The following is a 16,582-nucleotide window of genomic DNA, read 5'->3' on the forward strand; positions in this document are numbered from 1 at the left end:
TCTTTCAACGGACACGTTGCGAACTAAAACCGACCTTTCTTGGCTCTGTTCCTGACCACAGTTCAAGCGGGAAACTTTCACTATGCTCATCGCCAAAAAGCCCCAGCTCGGTATTACCCCCCTGGGACAACGACGAACAGCCGGATTCACACTTGTCGAACTCCTCGTGGTCATCGCCATCATTGGGATACTCGTGGCGCTGCTGCTACCGGCAGTTCAGGCCGCTCGCGAGGCGGCCCGACGCAGCCAGTGCATGAACAATCTAAAGCAGATGGCGCTGGCACTGCACAACCATCATGACACAATTGGAGCTTTGCCAGCAGGCGCTGTCATGAGTGGTAGCGCGGGTATCGGCTCGCTCAACTACCACAACGGCTGGACTCGTGAAATCATGCCGTTCTCCGAGGACGCAGCTTTGGCCGATTTGTATGATCCGGACATTGCGGTCACCCATCGAACCGATCCTGGGGCCAAAGCGTTCCGCGAAACCCAGGTGCCCATGTATACCTGCCCTTCCGATTTGCCGATGGTCCTCGCGAATCCATCCAGCGGTCCTGGAAATTCAATTCTCTTCATGACCTCGTCCTACAAAGGAAATGCAGGGCGTGGTGATGGATTTGTCACCTGGTACTTGCTCGAAGACTTGCCCGAGAAGTCCCGCGGTAAAGGCACGGGATGCATTTGGGGATGGCGTGGCCCGCTGCACGCCGTGGCCATGGATAATAGTGTCTCGCTGCGTCCTGAGAAGTTCAAAAGCATCAGCGATGGCTTGACTCACACGCTGTTGGTTGCCGAGGGCGCCAACCGCTATCAACCCCGTCGTCCCTACTGGGCTTATACCTGGGGAAACTGCTTGCTCTCCCAACCCACCGCTCAACCGCGAACCCTGCTTGGCGACTATGAAGCCTGCACCGCCCTGCCCGAAGACAACAATGGGCAGTCGCAGTTCACTCCACTCTCCGGCCGGTCACGACGTGCTTGTATGTCCGGATGGTATGCGTTCCACCCGGGCGGCATGAATGGCGCGATGTGTGATGGCTCTGTCGACTACATTTCGTTCGATATGGACTTGCATGTCTTCTCCTGCATGGGCAGCATCGCGGGCCAGGATGGAGAGAATATTGCGGACCAGGTTAGCACGGGTGGCCGTCGCTGATAGCCCTATTACTCCATGACGTTTTGCCGCTGACGGAAGAGGTTCAGAGCACTATGCGGGCAGTTTCGTTTCTTGCGTTTAGTGTGATCGCCGTGATCACTTTTGTCGGGTGTAACAGCGGAGAGACGCTGGCACCCGTCGCTGGGCATGTCACTCTGGACGGAGTTCCGTTGGCAGACGCACAGGTCATCTTCTACCCGATCGACGATGGTGGCATGCGCGCCTTTGCAGGATTCGCAAACGAACAAGGTGTTTACGAACTCAGCGAGGCCGGTGCCGATTCACCGGGTGTGCCACCAGGCAAGTACCGGGTGTCGATCAGTACTGCCGTTCCCAGGGGACAGATCGACGAGCTGACGCCGATCCCTCGCGAAAAGGTGCCTGCAAAGTATCGGGATGGAGCCTTGGAGTACGAAGTTCCAGCTAGCGGAACTTCGGACGCCGACTTCAACCTTGAAACATAGCACTCACTACCGATCAAACGGGCGGGTCGTTCGAGAGCGAGAGTTCAGAATATCACTCTGCTGGCAACCACAAGCAAGTCAGTGCGTGGATCGTATAAGCAGAGTCACCCGGGGCAGCGCGCCGCATTCGGACTTGCTCATTCTATGCAGGTCTATCACCCCGGCTTCATCGCCGACCCTTGGCTCCCAAGACAATAGCCACCACGCCACACGAGAAAACATCCCAGGTGGCGGGTTCAGGCACGGCGTGCAAGCCGCTTTCAGCGGTCGCCGCAGCGACTCCGCCGAAATTGTTCGTCCATAGTTCGTAGTCACCAATATCTACCACCTCCGAACCGGAATCCGCACTCCCCGCGGCCAGTGCGTCATCTGGTCCCCCCAAGTTGTTTCGCCACGTGGTGTAGTCCGCGATATCCACCAGCCCGTCACCGTTGAAGTCCCCAGGTGGAGCAGATGTCGATGACTCGATGGCCAGGTTAGTGAAGAACAACTCTCGCTCGCCAGTCGGGCTGACAATTCCATCCCCACTGGTATTGCCCGTGAGCGTAAACTGAACGGATGCCGGAACACCCGCTTTGAGGTCGACACCGAACGCCTGGCCATCTAGCACTACGCTTCCCACGCCACTCGAGGTCAGAGCAAACGCAAAGCTGGCCCCGTCGCTGGTATCGGTAGGAGAAATTCCAGTCGTTGCTTTGCCGTTGGCGTCCAATATCTCCCAACTGTAAAGCGCCCCCTGTGGACTCGCACCAGCTTGGGCGGTCAACGTCGCGGCGCCTTCGGCATCGCGGAGGGTAAAGATGACAAATGGATATTGCGTATTGTCGCGGGCGTCGAGCTTGGCGGGACTATCGAAGTCGAAGGAGAAGGTGTCACCCACCAGCATCGGATTGGCAAAGGATCGTGTAGCACTTGCGGTCAAGTACCCTGTTGCCTGCCCGTTGGTAAGCCCAAACGCTGGCGAACCCAAATCATTGAAGGCACTTGGGCCAAAGTCGAGCCCATCGATAAAGTGATTCAGCCGCCCGTATGGAGACACGGCAGGCAGGTGGTATCCGCCGGCGAAATCCCAGGGCCCGAAGCCAGTGCCTCCATTATCGTCGCCGGGCGGGTTTTCGCCCGCTGTTGGATTGAGCCCCAGCCAGGATCCATCAGGATTGTAAGCATAGGCCACATCAACAGCATGGTCGGAGGCAATCACTTCTGCCCTCGACTGTGATTCTATGCTACCAATACACGTGACAAGGAGCAGGATTTGCAGATTTCGAATTTCGGACATTTATCACAGGGTGTGAATTCAAGAGAAGTGCAGATGCCGAACTAAATGGGATCCTGAATGATGGCCCCTTCGTCCTTGCCACCGGCAGCTTGATAAGAATTGTAGTCGATGTCTTCGGTGACGAAATGCACGCTTCCATCGCCCAGCAGGAAGTTACTTCCCCCCGGGTGCAGCGACTTGAATCCAACTTCGGCATTCCAATTGCACGGGCGATGACATGGATCATCGGCATTGGGATCACAGGTGTCGTAGTTGATCGGGATCAGAGTGGTACAGTAGCCACTTCCATTGTTCGTCGCCAACCAACCATTCTCAGCATGCTGCGAGCATGCCGGCCGAACTTCGCCGAAGAAAATCGTATTTGACGTACCATCAACCACCTGGGCCAAGCGGGCCGTCTTACCAATCCGCGTAAATGGGCCCGCGAAGTTGCGAGGATGATCAATAGGCGCGATGGCGTTGTCTTGCCAAGGGTGATTGCACATACATTCCGAGTTGAAGTACACCTCTGTGGGGCCTCGTGAGGCCGCGTAGTTGTGTTTTGCTCTACCAGGACGCGCGTCTTCGGTCGGTGGGCTATCACTCGGGCACAACAGTGTGTCGATCTCTGAGCCAGCTATTAGTTCCGATGTGCCTGCGAATTTTTGATTGTCAATGTTCATTGACTTCAAATTGATAGCATCGTAGAGAACCCCTTGCTCCAGGTACGGCAGCAGATAGACGAACACCGAACCACGGCGTACTCCATTGTCGGACCTCCAAACGGCACCGGGGGGAAGGTGGTTGTTGCTGTCCTCGTAGTTGAGTACAGCGATTCCGATCTGCTTCATATTGTTGGTGCAGGTTGTGCGTCGCGCCGACTCGCGCGCAGCTTGGATGGCTGGCAGCAACAAGGCTACCAGAATGCCAATGATGGCAATGACGACCAACAACTCGACCAACGTAAAGGCCAGACATTTTTTCGACATCGTACTTCTGTGGTGGGGGTGGTGCGGGCAAGTACTGGTCTGCTGGGCGACGCACCGACTGTTGAATGAACAATCAGGCAGAACCTCGACGGTACTTATCAACATGTAACAACTCACAGCCAACAAATCAAACAAGTTTGCTCAAGATGTCAGCAAGTCGGTGCGTCAATTGGTTGCAGAGGGTCCTGCGGCTAACAACACCTTCGGCAACCAACGAGCCACGAAGATTCTTCTTTGCTGGCGAACCCCGCATCCCTTCAAAGTCCGTTGGCAATAAGCAACAAACCTTGGTTTAGCGAGTCCGTCGCTGCGCTCGCCACTCTTCGATTGGATCAACATCAAACCAGTAAGCGATGCATGACTCGTGGCTTTGGCATTTCGATTGCTGCAAGTATTAAGCCAAGAAGGATAGCTGTGGGTACCACGGCAACCGGCGAAAGCACTTGGAAGTGTTGATACACCACGCAACACTTCGCGGTGAGTCGCATCGTAGCCCCACTCTCTCCACTTTGTTCGCTTGACCAACTCACAGCACCTACGCTTGACCGCAACATCAGGTTTTGCGGTTCTTCGCAGTACGCTTGCTTGCGCCTTTAACTGTTACGAATGCGCGAAGTAACACCCGCGAAAGCGGACACATTGTGTATGTTGAACCTACATAACTCGCGAAGCATACTGAGGTGCTCGTCTTAGGCCAGGGGCGCCAGATTCATACGTCGGATGACCATGTCTACACTACTGGGAACGGATCAGCGTATTCGATGCGCGGGGAAATACTTCACTTTGGACGACCAACGTTGGGCGGTTCAAGGTTTCAGCTATGGCCCCTTTCCGCCGCGTTCGGACGGACAGTTCCTTCCCGAACTGAACGATCTGCGGCGGGACTTGCAGCATATTGCGTCACTAAATGGCAACTGCATCCGTGTATACCATCCCCCTAGTCGCGAGTTGCTTGATGAAGCACTTCGATACGGTATACGCGTATTCGTAGACGTGCCGTGGGAGAAGCATCGATGTTTTTTCGAGGACTGGGAAGGCCGCCGCAACGCATTGGAGGTGGCCGGGAACCTGGCGCGTGACCTCGGCAATCACCCTGGGCTATTTGCCATCAGTGTCGGCAACGAAATTCCAGCGGACATCATTCGATTTCAGTCCCGACATAAGGTCGCACAGTTTGTCACTCAATTACTGGATACTGTTAAACAAGAGGCGCCAGACTGCCTGACAACTTACGTTAGCTATCCGACCACCGAGTTCTTTCAAGTAAGTGAATGTGACTTCGTCACCCTCAACGTGTACCTCGATGATGAGGCCAAGCTTGGCGCGTACATTGATCGACTCCAGCATATTGCAGGCAATCGTCCTCTGCTACTTGGTGAGTATGGTAGCGACTGCTTGCGAGGTGGGGAGCAGCAGCAGGCCGAACGTCTCGAAGCGATGGTCCGTCAGTGTGACAACCATGGCGTTTCAGGGGCCTTCGTATTCGCTTACACGGACGAGTGGTTCACCGGTGGGAAATTGATTGACGACTGGCAGTTTGGTGTGACCCGAGCCGATCGCTCGGAGAAACCGGCCGCTCATGTGTTGCGGCAAAAGTGGTCGGGGCAAGAAGAAATCGATCCCGAGCTACCAGGCGTGTCGGTAGTCGTTTGTTCCTACAATGGAGGAACCACACTCGAGGAGTGCCTGCATTCGCTCATGGCGCTCGAATACCCAGATTACGAAGTGATTCTGGTCGACGATGGGTCAACTGATAACAGTCGTGCCATCGCGGAGCAGTTTCCACAGATCAACTACTACTACCAAGCGAATAAGGGCTTGAGCGTTGCTCGCAATGTGGGTGCCGAAATCGCCACCAAGGACGTTGTCGCCTACACCGACTCCGATTGCGTGGTTACCTCTGATTGGCTGCGGAAGCTGATGACTGCCATGCGAGCACAAAATGTCCAGGCCATTGGCGGACCGAATATCACGCCACCTTCAGATGGTTGGGTTGCCAAGTGCGTAGCCGCAAGTCCGGGCAATCCGAGCCATGTGATGCTCAATGACCAACTCGCCGAGCACGTCCCCGGCTGCAACATGGCTTTCCAACGCGCTGCTCTGCTCAACATGGGAGGCTTCGATCCGCAGTTTCGCCAGGCGGGTGACGACGTGGATATTTGTTGGCGTTTCCTGGATTCGGGGATGCAGATTGGCTACGCCTCCGGTGCCATGGTGTGGCACAAGCGGCGCTCAACCGTGAAGGCCTATGGCAAGCAGCAGAGCGGTTATGGCAGAAGCGAAGCACTGGTAATCTTCAAACATCCGCAGCGTTGCGATCTGCTAGGGCAGGCAATATGGAAGGGCATCATCTATGGGGATGGTGCGGTTGGTTTGCCTTTGGCCTCGGACTTGATCTATCACGGCCAGTTTGGCAATGGCTTATTTCAACTCGTCTATCGCCACAATCGCTATGCTCCGTGGTCCATCGCCATGTCCCTGGCATGGCACCTCGTCGCCCTCTATGTACTATTGCTCGCACTGCTGTTTCCGCCATTGGCGTTGGTGGCGATAGCCATGGAACTTGCCACAGTCGTTCTTTGTGTACGTTCCGCCATTAGCGCGCCACTTGGAAAGAGTGCGCCATGGTGGTGCCGGCCGCTGGTTGCCTATCTCTATTGGGTGCAACCCATATTGCGCGGCTGGCATCGAACGACTCACTTGCTGAAGATCCGTAAGGTGCCCAGGCATCCAGTCAGTTTCCGGGCCCCGCAGGTCGAAAACGAACGAACCTTATGCAAGGTCGAAAAGTCCAGTTGCTATGCTCATTGGGACAATCGCTCCGGTCGCGGCCGAACCGAGATGCTGCACGCGTTGGTCAATCTTGCCAAACGCGGCGGATGGAAGGGAGACTTTGAAAACGCTTGGGCGGACTGGGATGTCAAACTCTTGGGAGACTTGTGGCACCACATCACTGTGCGTACCGCCACGGAGGAACTTGGCTGGCCTCGTCGCTTCACGCGAGCCCGGTGCGACCTTAGAAAAACCCAGTTGAGTCAGGTCATTGCTGTCGCCATCGCCATCTGGCTAATTTGCGCAGCCATTTCCATGCAATACTGGGCAATGGGCGCGGGGCTGGTTGCCGCCGCCACCTACTGGTTGGCTACCCAACGCAGTCGGCGGATGTGCCTCAGTGCCGTCGCCTCCCTGGTCACTGCGGCTGGGGACGTTAGCGGGCTCAGCGCAGATGACGACTTTGACACAAAAGCTTCCAAAGCAGACCTGGAGCCCGTTGTTGAGTCTTGGGTGCGACTGGAAGCATCAAGCCATGAAAGGAGTCCGGCAGGCAAGGTAGTGGTCTCATGATTCAAAGGTTCGCTATACTGCTACCCTATTTCTTCCAGCAACGTAAGCGACTGATCGGTATCGCCGCCACGACGGTGCTGCTGTCACTGGTATCGATTGCTGGTCCTTGGCCGATCAAATTACTGATCGATTACGCACTGGGCGATTCCCCAGGGCTTTGGGGCATGAGTCGCTGGACTCTTGTAATGCTGTCCGCAACAAGTGTGCTATTGCTGTACGCCCTCGGCGCCCTTTTCGACCTGCTTCTCAGTTGGCAGTGGATGGCATCAGGTCAGCGCATGGTCTATGGACTGATGGTCGATGTTTACGATCGAGCGCTGCGTGTTCCCATCGGCAAACGGAGCCGCAACGTGGGCGATCTGCTGGAACGCATGTTCAACGACACTTGGTGCGTGTATACAGTCGCCACCGATGCGTTAATCTCCCCCCTTCAGCAAACGATTACTTTCGTCGGTATCGTCATCGTGGCGTCGCAAGTCGATGTGCAACTCACCCTGTTGTCGCTAGTAGCGGCACCCGCCATTGCAGCGTCCGTGTGGTGGTTTGGCCCTCGACTGAAGAACCGAGCCAAACGCGGACGCGAGACTCGCGCCGAACTGACCAGTTTTGTACACCAAACTCTCACTTCCCTGCCATTGGTGCAGGCTAATTGGGCGCAGTCGCATCACCAGAAACGCTACCATGCGTTGGCGGACGAAGTCGTCGCTACAGCCCAGAAAGCAGTGCTCACCAACAAGTCGTTCGGATTGGTAAATGGAGCTCTCTCCGAGACGGGCCGGGCCCTCATACTACTAGTCGGTGGTATCGGCGTACTGCAGGGCAGCACTACGGTTGGCACCCTGGTACTGTTCATGGCTTACGTGCGAACCATGCAGAAGTCCGCTGGAAAATTGCTGAACACGTACGCCAAGCTGCGAAAGATTGAAGCCAGCGTTGAGCGTCTGCAAGAGGTGATGGACGACGCAGGACCAAGTCGAGACGCCGGGACGGTGGACCACATTCCTCGCGCTGAAACAGGCGCTAGTATCCAATTGGAGCGAGTGACCTACCACTATCTTCCCGACGTGCCTGCGGTCTCCGAGATCAGTTTCCGAGTTGCCCCAGGTGAACGAATTGGCATCGTGGGTCAATCTGGCGCAGGCAAGAGCACACTGGCTTACCTCATTGCCAGTCTTGCCGAACCCAACGAAGGCCGTATTACCATCAATGGAGTTGATCTTCGCAAGGTTTCGCTGAGCGAATCGCGAAAGCAGGTATCCATACTGCTGCAGGATGCCTTTCTGCTACCCATCTCGGTTTCTCAAAACATCGCAATTGGACGTCCTGGTGCCACCCAAGTCGATATCGAGAAGGCGGCAACTCTGGCCGGTGCCCACGACTTCATCTCCGCGTTACCCGATGGGTATGAAACCGTACTTGGTGAACGGGGATCAACCCTGTCAGTCGGCCAGCAACAGCGAGTGGCCATCGCGCGAGCATTTCTGCGAGACGCCCCCATCATAATCCTAGACGAGCCCACATCGGCGCTCGATGTGGGAGCCGAACGCGCATTACTGTCAAACCTCGAGCAACTTACAGCAGGTAAGACAACCATCATCATTTCTCATCGCCTGACAACCCTCGAAGGAGTGGACCGCATCTTCGTATTTGAAGATGGGCGTATTGTTGAACAAGGCACCCCCGAAGCGCTGCGTTCAGAGGCCGGACACTTTGCCACTCTCAACAAGGCTCAATGTCTCACCGAGCAGGAGGCCTGCACTTGAGTCGCCCCTGGTGGTTACGTCTGCTCGCGCTTGGATTGCCCTATTGGCGATCAATGGTTGCGATTGCGCTATTGATGCTTGTTGCGGCCGCCTTTAATGCATTGAAGCCGTGGCCGGTAAAGCTACTGATCGATCATGCATCGGAGCCCTCCTCTTCGACGCTAACGCATTGGGCTGCACCATCTCTCGAGTCTTTAAGCCCAACGGCTCTCGCTAGCTACTTGGCATTGGCGATGTTGCTGATTTTTGTAGCAATATGGTGCACGAATACGCTGCTCGCCTATGTCCAATCGGGACTTGGCATAAAAATAACATGCGGTCTGGGTGCTCGAGTTCTCGAGCACCTGCAGAACATTTCACTCGCTCACTATGGGAAGCACCCCACTGGTGATCTAGTTCGTCGGGTCACTCGTGACAGCAACTGTGCTCGTACACTGTTGATTGATATTATGCTTCCCGCTCAAGCAGCCATCATCACCTTGGTAGTCATGGCTGGAGTGATGTTGATGATGGACCCGATTCTGGGCCTGGTGACCCTATCTATACTGCCACTGACAGCCTGGTTTCAGCGTCGGTACTACCGCCCAATGCAGGAGAATCAACTGCGGCAATATGAGCTTGAGGCCGAGATGACCACAGAAGCCGAACGCTCGCTAACGGCCAAGCCAATGCTGCAGGCCTACGGGCAAGAATCGCATTGCGTCACGCGACTAAAGGATGCGTCTGAAAACACCCTCCGGGCGTATTTTGCCTGTCTCTTTGCAGAGTTGAAATTTCGCACCTTTTCAGGTGGTTGTGGTGCATTTGGCAGGGCCGCCGTGGTTGCGGTCGGTGGCTATCGAGTGCTTGCCAATGACATTTCCATTGGCGACCTGATCGTCTTCATCAGTTATGTAGAAATGCTCTATTCTCCCGTCGACACCCTGGCAACCTTAACAGCATCGATCGCCAGTGTTCACGCCAGTGCCGAGAGAGTGTTTCAGATGCTTGATCGCAAAGACATGGTTGTCGTCGACACAGGGAAGCACAATGCTCACCTCGCCGACAAGCACTGGGAAGGTGTCGTGGAGTGCAATGGGGTGTCTTTTGCTTATAACGACAGTCGACGCGTACTCGACGATGTCACCTTTAGGGCAGAACCGGGAGAACTTGTCGCTGTCATCGGACCTTCAGGCGCGGGCAAGAGCACTCTGATGTCGCTGCTGCTGAGATTCTTCGACCCGACCAAGGGACGGATTACCCTGGATGGCATCGACTTGAAGGAAATACCGCTGGAAGTACTGCGCCGCCAAATATCGATACTGTTGCAGGATCCATTTTTGCTACCGACTAGTGTCGCCGACAACATTTCTTATGGTCACCCGGGCGCATCAATTCAGAGCATTTGCAAAGCTGCCACTGCCGCCGGTGCCGATGGGTTTATTAATCGATTGCCACAGGGGTACGACACGGTACTGGGAGAACGCGGTGCATCACTTTCAGGGGGGGAACGACAGCGAATTGCCCTGGCGCGAACCTTTCTGAAGGATTCGCCTATATTGATTCTCGATGAGCCGACCTCGGCTCTCGATGCCTTGAACGAGAAGGCATTTGTCGACGTCTTGACGCACCTTCGAGAAGGTCGCACTTGTTTCATGATCGCTCACCGACTTTCAACCATTCGGCACGCCGATCAAATACTATTTTTGAATGAAGGACAGCTAGTGCCGGTCGATGGTCCGTTGGACGACCTTGACCTCTTCCATAAGCCAAGCCCTCCCTCACCGATACTAACAGGCAAACGATAGCTCGCCCCATCAATGGAGAAGCACGATGACCAAAACCTGGAACAAAGTGTTCGGCATAGGTCTCAGCAAGACTGGCACCACTAGCCTCGCTGCTGCGCTCCGAAAGCTGAGTATTCGAATCGTCGACTACCCCAACGATGCCCGCACGCAGGAACAACTGGAAACGGGCGACTACGAACTAGATGTCCTGCGAGACAGCGATGGCATGACGGACACGCCCGCTGCCTACTGCTTTGCCCAATTGGACAAGACGTATCCGGACAGCCTGTTTATTCTGACAGAACGAGAGAATCGCGATAGATGGCTTGAATCGCTGAGATCTCAGTGGGAAACCACCGATCGATGGGGCAAGCACCATCGCCAGTCAGCGAAGTTTGCCTACTTTATTCGCTGCGCTAACTATGGCGTTCGCTGCTATGTGCCCGAGCGGCTCAAGTATGCATATGAACGCCACAGCGAGGAGGTCCGTCAGTACTTTTCGGACAAGCCAGGGAGACTACTTACGCTGGATATTACAAAAGGCGACGGCTGGAAACAGCTCTGTGAGTTCCTTGATATGCCGATTCCCGACGAACCCTTTCCCCATGCAAACAGCCGCTCGGAAAAGGCGAAGCAGGTTGCCTACCGAGGTCGACTGGAAGCTTGCTACGATGCCGTTGAGCAACACGTTCCTCGTGGCGAACTTCTCGTAGTTTTGGACGATGAAGTACTGCACGGCACAGCTCTCCACGAATTGAGACGCTGCATGCCATTGGTCAACAGGGCCGGTGTTTACGATGGCTTTCCTGTCGATCAAGCGCAGTGCCTGCAGCACACAGAGGAACTCAAACGCAACGGTGGCCAGTTCCTTTTTGTCTTTTACACCAATTTCTGGTGGTACGAACACTACCCGGCCTGGAGTGAGTACATGGCGACGGATTTCCAACTGCTGCATGCTGATGATGGATGCCACATCTATCGGGCCAAGTAGCACATCTTCAGGCACAGCTAATCACTACGACCAAGCTACTCATGTCCAAGCAACTTCCACAGAACGTACTGGTGGGCGAAGGCACGCGCATTCAAGGTCAGAATTGCTTTAACCGCTTCTTCAGTGAGCATTCCCCCGCACTAACCATCGGGAGCAACTGCATGATAGCCAATGCGCATTTTGCTCTGGGTGCCAAAGCCCAGATGCAAGTTGGCGACGAATGCCTGCTAAGCAGTCCCATGTTCCTATGCGAGGAGAGAATTTCCATCGGCAGTCGCGTGGTCATGGGATGGAACGTGGCCGTCATGGATACCGATTTTCACCCTCTCGATCCTGACTTGAGAAAAACAGACGCTATAGCCTGTTCGCCGCTTGCAGGTGGTATTTCAAGGCCGGCGATTGACTCGGCTCCGGTAACCATTGGAGACGACGTATGGATTGGGCCACAAGCCACCATCCTCAAAGGCACAAGCATCGGTAGCGGATCCTTCATCGAACCAGGCACGATGGTCACTCAGGACGTTCCCGCCGGTAGCCGAGTTTCGGGCAACCCAGGTCGTTGCACCCCCCTTTCTGAGTTCCAATGATGTCGAATCCCCAGCTTATCGAGGGCGACTGGTTCGATGGGGTGATCCCTTCCAACACCAGCATCGACTCAGACGCCTACGTAGAGAGCACGTACAGCTTCCATTGCTTCGAAAGCACAAGAACCATCGGACTTACCCTCGGCCCTGGCGTCGGCGTATATCGCCAGACTGTGTTCGATGCAGGTCCCCATGCGCAGATCGAAGTCGGGTCGTACTCCATGCTCAATGGAGTACGTATTGTGTGCGACTCGCAGATCACCATCGGCTCGCACTGTTTACTTGCGTGGAATGTGATACTCATGGACACCAGGCGTGCTCCTTACGACCGAAATGCCCGGCGCCAACTCATATCGCTGGCAATTGAGAACGATTTTCGCTGGCCGACTGACCAGGTAGCTGCCGAACGGATAACGGTGGCCGACAATGTCTGGGTGGGGTTCGACTGCATTGTGTTACCGGGCGTCTCGATTGGCGAAGGATCGGTGATAGGCGCGCGGTCGGTCGTCTACGACAACATTCCTCCCTATAGCGTCGCCGTCGGGAATCCCGCTCGGGTTGTCCGCCAACTCTAACCAGCAAGATTCTCAATGCCACTCAGAGAGCAAACTCAGCGTACCAAGGTCATTGTCTTCGGTATTGCATTCTTCTACCCACTTGCAGGTGTCACTTTCCAGTTCCTGCACTATCTGCTTGGCTTGCGCGAACTGGGATTCGACCCCTATTACGTAGAAGACTCGACGCGTCGCGTTTATGATCCGTGGTTAAACGACATGGCTGACGACGCGACCAATAATATTCGCCATGTTGGCAAGGTTTTCGACGATTTTGGCTTTGAGGGTCGCTGGGCATATCGTAGTCACTATGGCGACAAGCAATGCTATGGACTTCACCACCAACAGCTTGACCAGCTGTACAAAGAGTCCGACGCTTTCCTGAATGTTACTGGAGCGCAGGAACTGCGCGAGGAACATTTGCAGATCCCGTGCCGGGTCTATGTCGAGTCGGATCCTTTCGCCGCCCAGGTTCGCGTAGCCCAAGAAGACAACTACTGGCTGAAACTCCTAGGCGCCCACACTCACCATTTCAGTTTCGGTGAAAACCTTGGCCATCCCGACTGCCCAGTACCCATCGAACAATTCGATTGGAAGCCAACCAGGCAACCAGTCAGTCTGGCATTGTGGAATGATTGCCCTACCGTGGGAGGCCAGCAGTATACAACCATTGCCACCTGGTCGAACAAGAACAACGATGTCGAATGGAATGGCGAGACCTATTACTGGACGAAGCAGTTCGCGTTCGAAAAGATTATGCAGTTGCCGCAGCATCGCACCGACCAGACTTTCCATGTTGCTGTCAAAGCAAGTCCCTCCGTAAAGGAGACTCTAACCACTCATGGCTGGCAGGTTTCTGACTCCCTCGCCATATCCAGCGACCTGAAGACGTACAAAGAGTTCATCCAATCGTCACGAGGTGAGTTCACCGTCGCTCGCGATCAATATGTGCGAGGCCGGACGGGCTGGCAATCAGACCGAAGTGTTTGCTATCTGGCAGCGGGCCGGCCAGTAATCACGGAAGACACCTCGTTCGACAAATTCGTTCCGAGCGGCGAGGGGCTATTCGCCTTTTCATCCATGGATGACGTGCTGGCAGCCCTGGACACCATCGAGTCCGACTATCCCAGACACTGTCAGGCCGCGCGCGACTTGGCGGCTGAGTACCTGGATGCTCCAAAAGTTGTCGGTAGCCTCATGTCGCGAGTCGGTTTGCTTTGACACTTCACGTGTGGGCCGCCGTCCCACTGAGGAATTCATAGACTAACATTATGGCACGCATCGTTGTCGCAGGTTACATGATCAGGCTACCTCTGGCTGGCAATATTCTAGCCTTCGCGCAATACCTGCGCGGCTTGGAGCTACTGGGGCACGAAGTGCTTTACGTGGAAGAGAGTGGCTGGCCAGATTCGTGTTACGAGCCTCTGGCTAACTGCTATTCATCCTGTCCAGTCGCCGGAATGGACGCCACCAAAGACCTTCTCGCCACCATCGACTGCCGATGTACCATCTCCTACGTCGATTCGACCCATCAGGTTGGCTACGGCGTTGACCGTCTCGACATTCGCCGGTTTATACAGAATGCAGACTTGGTGATCAACCTTGGTGGCGTGAACTGGCTCGAAGAGTTTGCCGAGGCTCAACACGTGGTGCTCGTAGACATGGATCCCATGTTCACCCAGATCGGATCGTTCGCCAAAGAAGGGTTTGATCGTTACAACATTTGCTTCACGTACGGCACTAATGTGGGGCGTCCCGATTGCGATGTTCCTGCCGCCGACGTCGAATGGGTGCCGATCGTTCCGCCTGTCATCCCCGAGCTCTGGAGTAGCTTACCCTGCCCTACGGCGGAGCCCGTCTTCTCAACGGTTGCCAACTGGTCGGCCTACGGTGACGTGGAGTGGAATGGAATACGCTACGGACAGAAGGGAGAAGAATTCCTCAAGATGCAACAACTCCCTCGACTTGTGGATGCAAAGCTACGTATCGCCACCTCTGGCATGCCCCGCCGAATCGCGGCGCAGTTCCGCGAGTTCAACTGGGAGATTGTCGATGGTCAGCACACGAGTTTGAACCTGAGCACTTACCAGTCTTATATCGCAGATTCCAGCGGCGAGTTCAGTGTAGCAAAAAATGGTTACGTCAAGGCTCGCACAGGATGGATTAGCGATCGCACCGTATGCTACCTTGCCGCCGGTCGGCCTGCAATTTTGCAGGACACCGGTGTGCCAGATCCTCTCCGCGGTCTTCCCGGCTGGAATACTTTTGACACAGTTGAGGAGGCGGCCGAAGCAATCAACCGCGTTACAAGAGATTGGCACCATGAAAGGAGTCGCGCTCAACAGCTGGCGCGAGAACGTTTCGACTACCGCGTGGTCTTACCGGAACTCGTCCATCGGGCGTTGGAGGCAGCATGAAGGTCACCACTCCGCCTCACAGCCACGAGTCTCCCCTCGTCAGCGTGATCATCGACAACTACAACTATGACAGGTTTGTCGCGGCTGCAGTGGAAAGCGCACTGCAGTTCGATCCACAGCAGGTTGAAGTTATCGTCGTCGACGACGGCTCTACCGATGACTCCAAAGGGGTGCTCAGCAAGTTCACGGATCAGGTACAGCTGATCCTAAAGCAGAACGGCGGACAGGCGTCCGCTTTCAACGCTGGGTTGGACGTGGCGAAGGGCGATTGGATTATCTTTCTGGACGCCGATGACATGCTCACCGAGCATACGCTGGAGATTGTAAAGCAGTGTATGGCCAGCGATGTTTCCAAGATCACCTGGAAAATGCCGATCATCAATCCCGTCGGCAAACGCACAGGACAAACGCTACGCGTGCCCGACGACGACTCTAAGATGCTACTCGATCGACTCCGATACCAGGGGCCGCACTCTTTCGCCTGCTCGCCAACATCCGGAAACGTGTGGTCTCGACAGTTCCTCGAGAAGGTTCGCCCAATTCCTGAAGGAGCCTTTCGGCGTGGGGCCGACGGATACTTACTGCACATCTCGCCCATTTATGGCCGCACGGTAGTTGCAGCACAACCAGGCAGCGTCTATCGAAAGCACGGCAGCAATTTCCTAGCAGGCAAGAACGAATTCGAGATTCGGGATGTTCTCCGCGATCGCTTCGAGAGAACCGCTGGGGCGATTCGCACGCATCTGAAACGCCGCTCACTGCAGTTCGATTGGAGTGACTGGGGACACGATCACTGGGACAGGCTGGATGACATCGAACAAGCCATTAATGAGCATGTGCCCCAAGATGCAGAAGTCGTGTTGATCGACGACGATACCATGAACGTGCGAACTTCTCTTCTTGGTCGGCCACGGCACTACCTATTGGCAGATGAGAATCAATGCTTTGCTGGCCCTCCGGCGGATGGCGATCAGGCCGTTGAACAACTCCGCGAGTACAATCAACGCGGTATAAAACACGTCGTCATCGTATGGTACTGCTACTGGTGGCTGGATCACTACGCGGCTCTCCAGCAGGAACTTGCGAATGCCTATGCTGAACTGTACCGCGATGCTTCGGTACTGATTTGCAAGCATACCAGCGGCTAGGTATCTCCGGCCGCGTACTCCGTGGAGCGACGCACGCCAGCGAACTGTGTACCACGCTGGCTGCAATCATCCCAGCAGGTCACGGGCAGCGTGCGTGCTGCGGCCTCCGCGGTGGGCAGGAAAACGGAAGCCGTGTGATCGCCCTCG

General features: G+C 55.3%; 13 protein-coding genes. 11 read left to right on the forward strand and 2 right to left on the reverse strand.

Annotated features, from left to right (window positions below):
• Positions 1–82: 82 nt before the first annotated feature.
• Together NG895_RS12490 and NG895_RS12495 are read left to right on the forward strand one after the other, a co-directional pair.
• On the forward strand, positions 83–1,156 hold the full coding sequence (locus NG895_RS12490) for a DUF1559 domain-containing protein (protein ID WP_252852843.1): 1,074 nt from the start codon (positions 83–85) through the stop codon (positions 1,154–1,156).
• A gap of 53 nt (positions 1,157–1,209) precedes the next feature.
• Positions 1,210–1,620, forward strand: coding sequence for a hypothetical protein (locus NG895_RS12495; protein WP_252852844.1), 411 nt, complete (start codon positions 1,210–1,212; stop codon positions 1,618–1,620).
• 166 nt (positions 1,621–1,786) lie between these two features.
• On the opposite strand, the gene NG895_RS12500 is transcribed toward NG895_RS12495, so the two are convergent.
• Both NG895_RS12500 and NG895_RS12505 read right to left on the reverse strand, forming a co-directional pair.
• Entirely contained in the window at positions 1,787–2,821 is a 1,035-nt protein-coding gene (locus NG895_RS12500) for a hypothetical protein (protein ID WP_252852845.1), read from the reverse strand.
• 119 nt (positions 2,822–2,940) lie between these two features.
• Positions 2,941–3,867, reverse strand: a complete 927-nt coding sequence (locus tag NG895_RS12505) for a DUF1559 domain-containing protein (protein WP_252852846.1) — start codon at positions 3,865–3,867, stop codon at positions 2,941–2,943.
• Between the two features lie 726 nt (positions 3,868–4,593).
• Here NG895_RS12505 and NG895_RS12510 point away from each other — a divergent pair.
• The 9 genes from NG895_RS12510 to NG895_RS12550 are packed head-to-tail and all read left to right on the forward strand — an operon-like array spanning position 4,594 to position 16,435.
• Positions 4,594–7,212, forward strand: a complete 2,619-nt coding sequence (locus tag NG895_RS12510) for a glycosyltransferase (RefSeq protein WP_252852847.1) — start codon at positions 4,594–4,596, stop codon at positions 7,210–7,212.
• On the forward strand, positions 7,209–8,975 hold the full coding sequence (locus tag NG895_RS12515) for an ABC transporter ATP-binding protein (protein ID WP_252852848.1): 1,767 nt from the start codon (positions 7,209–7,211) through the stop codon (positions 8,973–8,975). The genes NG895_RS12510 and NG895_RS12515 overlap by 4 nt, the downstream gene beginning before the upstream one ends.
• Positions 8,972–10,762, forward strand: coding sequence for an ABC transporter ATP-binding protein (locus NG895_RS12520; protein ID WP_252852849.1), 1,791 nt, complete (start codon positions 8,972–8,974; stop codon positions 10,760–10,762). Before NG895_RS12515 ends, NG895_RS12520 begins: the two co-directional genes overlap by 4 nt.
• Before the next feature lie 25 nt (positions 10,763–10,787).
• The gene (locus tag NG895_RS12525; protein ID WP_252852850.1) at positions 10,788–11,732 is read left to right on the forward strand and encodes a sulfotransferase family protein; all 945 of its coding nucleotides are present in this window, start codon (positions 10,788–10,790) and stop codon (positions 11,730–11,732) included.
• A 41-nt stretch (positions 11,733–11,773) separates the two neighbouring features.
• Complete coding sequence (locus NG895_RS12530; protein WP_252852851.1) at positions 11,774–12,319, forward strand: acyltransferase; 546 nt, start codon at positions 11,774–11,776, stop codon at positions 12,317–12,319.
• Positions 12,319–12,891 (forward strand): acyltransferase, encoded by a 573-nt coding sequence (locus NG895_RS12535; RefSeq protein WP_252852852.1) that lies wholly within the window; start codon positions 12,319–12,321, stop codon positions 12,889–12,891. The genes NG895_RS12530 and NG895_RS12535 overlap by 1 nt, the downstream gene beginning before the upstream one ends.
• 15 nt (positions 12,892–12,906) lie before the next feature.
• Positions 12,907–14,091 (forward strand): hypothetical protein, encoded by a 1,185-nt coding sequence (locus NG895_RS12540; RefSeq protein WP_252852853.1) that lies wholly within the window; start codon positions 12,907–12,909, stop codon positions 14,089–14,091.
• A 50-nt stretch (positions 14,092–14,141) separates the two neighbouring features.
• Positions 14,142–15,287: a hypothetical protein gene (locus tag NG895_RS12545; RefSeq protein ID WP_252852854.1), complete on the forward strand. Its 1,146-nt coding sequence runs from the start codon at positions 14,142–14,144 to the stop codon at positions 15,285–15,287.
• Complete coding sequence (locus NG895_RS12550) at positions 15,284–16,435, forward strand: glycosyltransferase family 2 protein (RefSeq protein ID WP_252852855.1); 1,152 nt, start codon at positions 15,284–15,286, stop codon at positions 16,433–16,435. The genes NG895_RS12545 and NG895_RS12550 overlap by 4 nt, the downstream gene beginning before the upstream one ends.
• Positions 16,436–16,582 lie beyond the last annotated feature (147 nt).

The sequence above is a fragment of the Aeoliella straminimaris genome, from assembly GCF_024054565.1.
Taxonomy (GTDB): domain Bacteria; phylum Planctomycetota; class Planctomycetia; order Pirellulales; family Lacipirellulaceae; genus Aeoliella; species Aeoliella straminimaris.

Coding starts and splice junctions, on each gene's coding strand:
- NG895_RS12510 (WP_252852847.1), top strand. CDS start 4,594: ATGTCTACACTACTGGGAACGGATCAGCGTATTCGATGCGCGGGGAAA.
- NG895_RS12540 (WP_252852853.1), top strand. CDS start 12,907: ATGCCACTCAGAGAGCAAACTCAGCGTACCAAGGTCATTGTCTTCGGT.
- NG895_RS12530 (WP_252852851.1), top strand. CDS start 11,774: ATGTCCAAGCAACTTCCACAGAACGTACTGGTGGGCGAAGGCACGCGC.
- NG895_RS12535 (WP_252852852.1), top strand. CDS start 12,319: ATGTCGAATCCCCAGCTTATCGAGGGCGACTGGTTCGATGGGGTGATC.
- NG895_RS12495 (WP_252852844.1), top strand. CDS start 1,210: ATGCGGGCAGTTTCGTTTCTTGCGTTTAGTGTGATCGCCGTGATCACT.
- NG895_RS12505 (WP_252852846.1), bottom strand. CDS start 3,867: ATGTCGAAAAAATGTCTGGCCTTTACGTTGGTCGAGTTGTTGGTCGTC.
- NG895_RS12550 (WP_252852855.1), top strand. CDS start 15,284: ATGAAGGTCACCACTCCGCCTCACAGCCACGAGTCTCCCCTCGTCAGC.
- NG895_RS12515 (WP_252852848.1), top strand. CDS start 7,209: ATGATTCAAAGGTTCGCTATACTGCTACCCTATTTCTTCCAGCAACGT.
- NG895_RS12490 (WP_252852843.1), top strand. CDS start 83: ATGCTCATCGCCAAAAAGCCCCAGCTCGGTATTACCCCCCTGGGACAA.
- NG895_RS12525 (WP_252852850.1), top strand. CDS start 10,788: ATGACCAAAACCTGGAACAAAGTGTTCGGCATAGGTCTCAGCAAGACT.
- NG895_RS12545 (WP_252852854.1), top strand. CDS start 14,142: ATGGCACGCATCGTTGTCGCAGGTTACATGATCAGGCTACCTCTGGCT.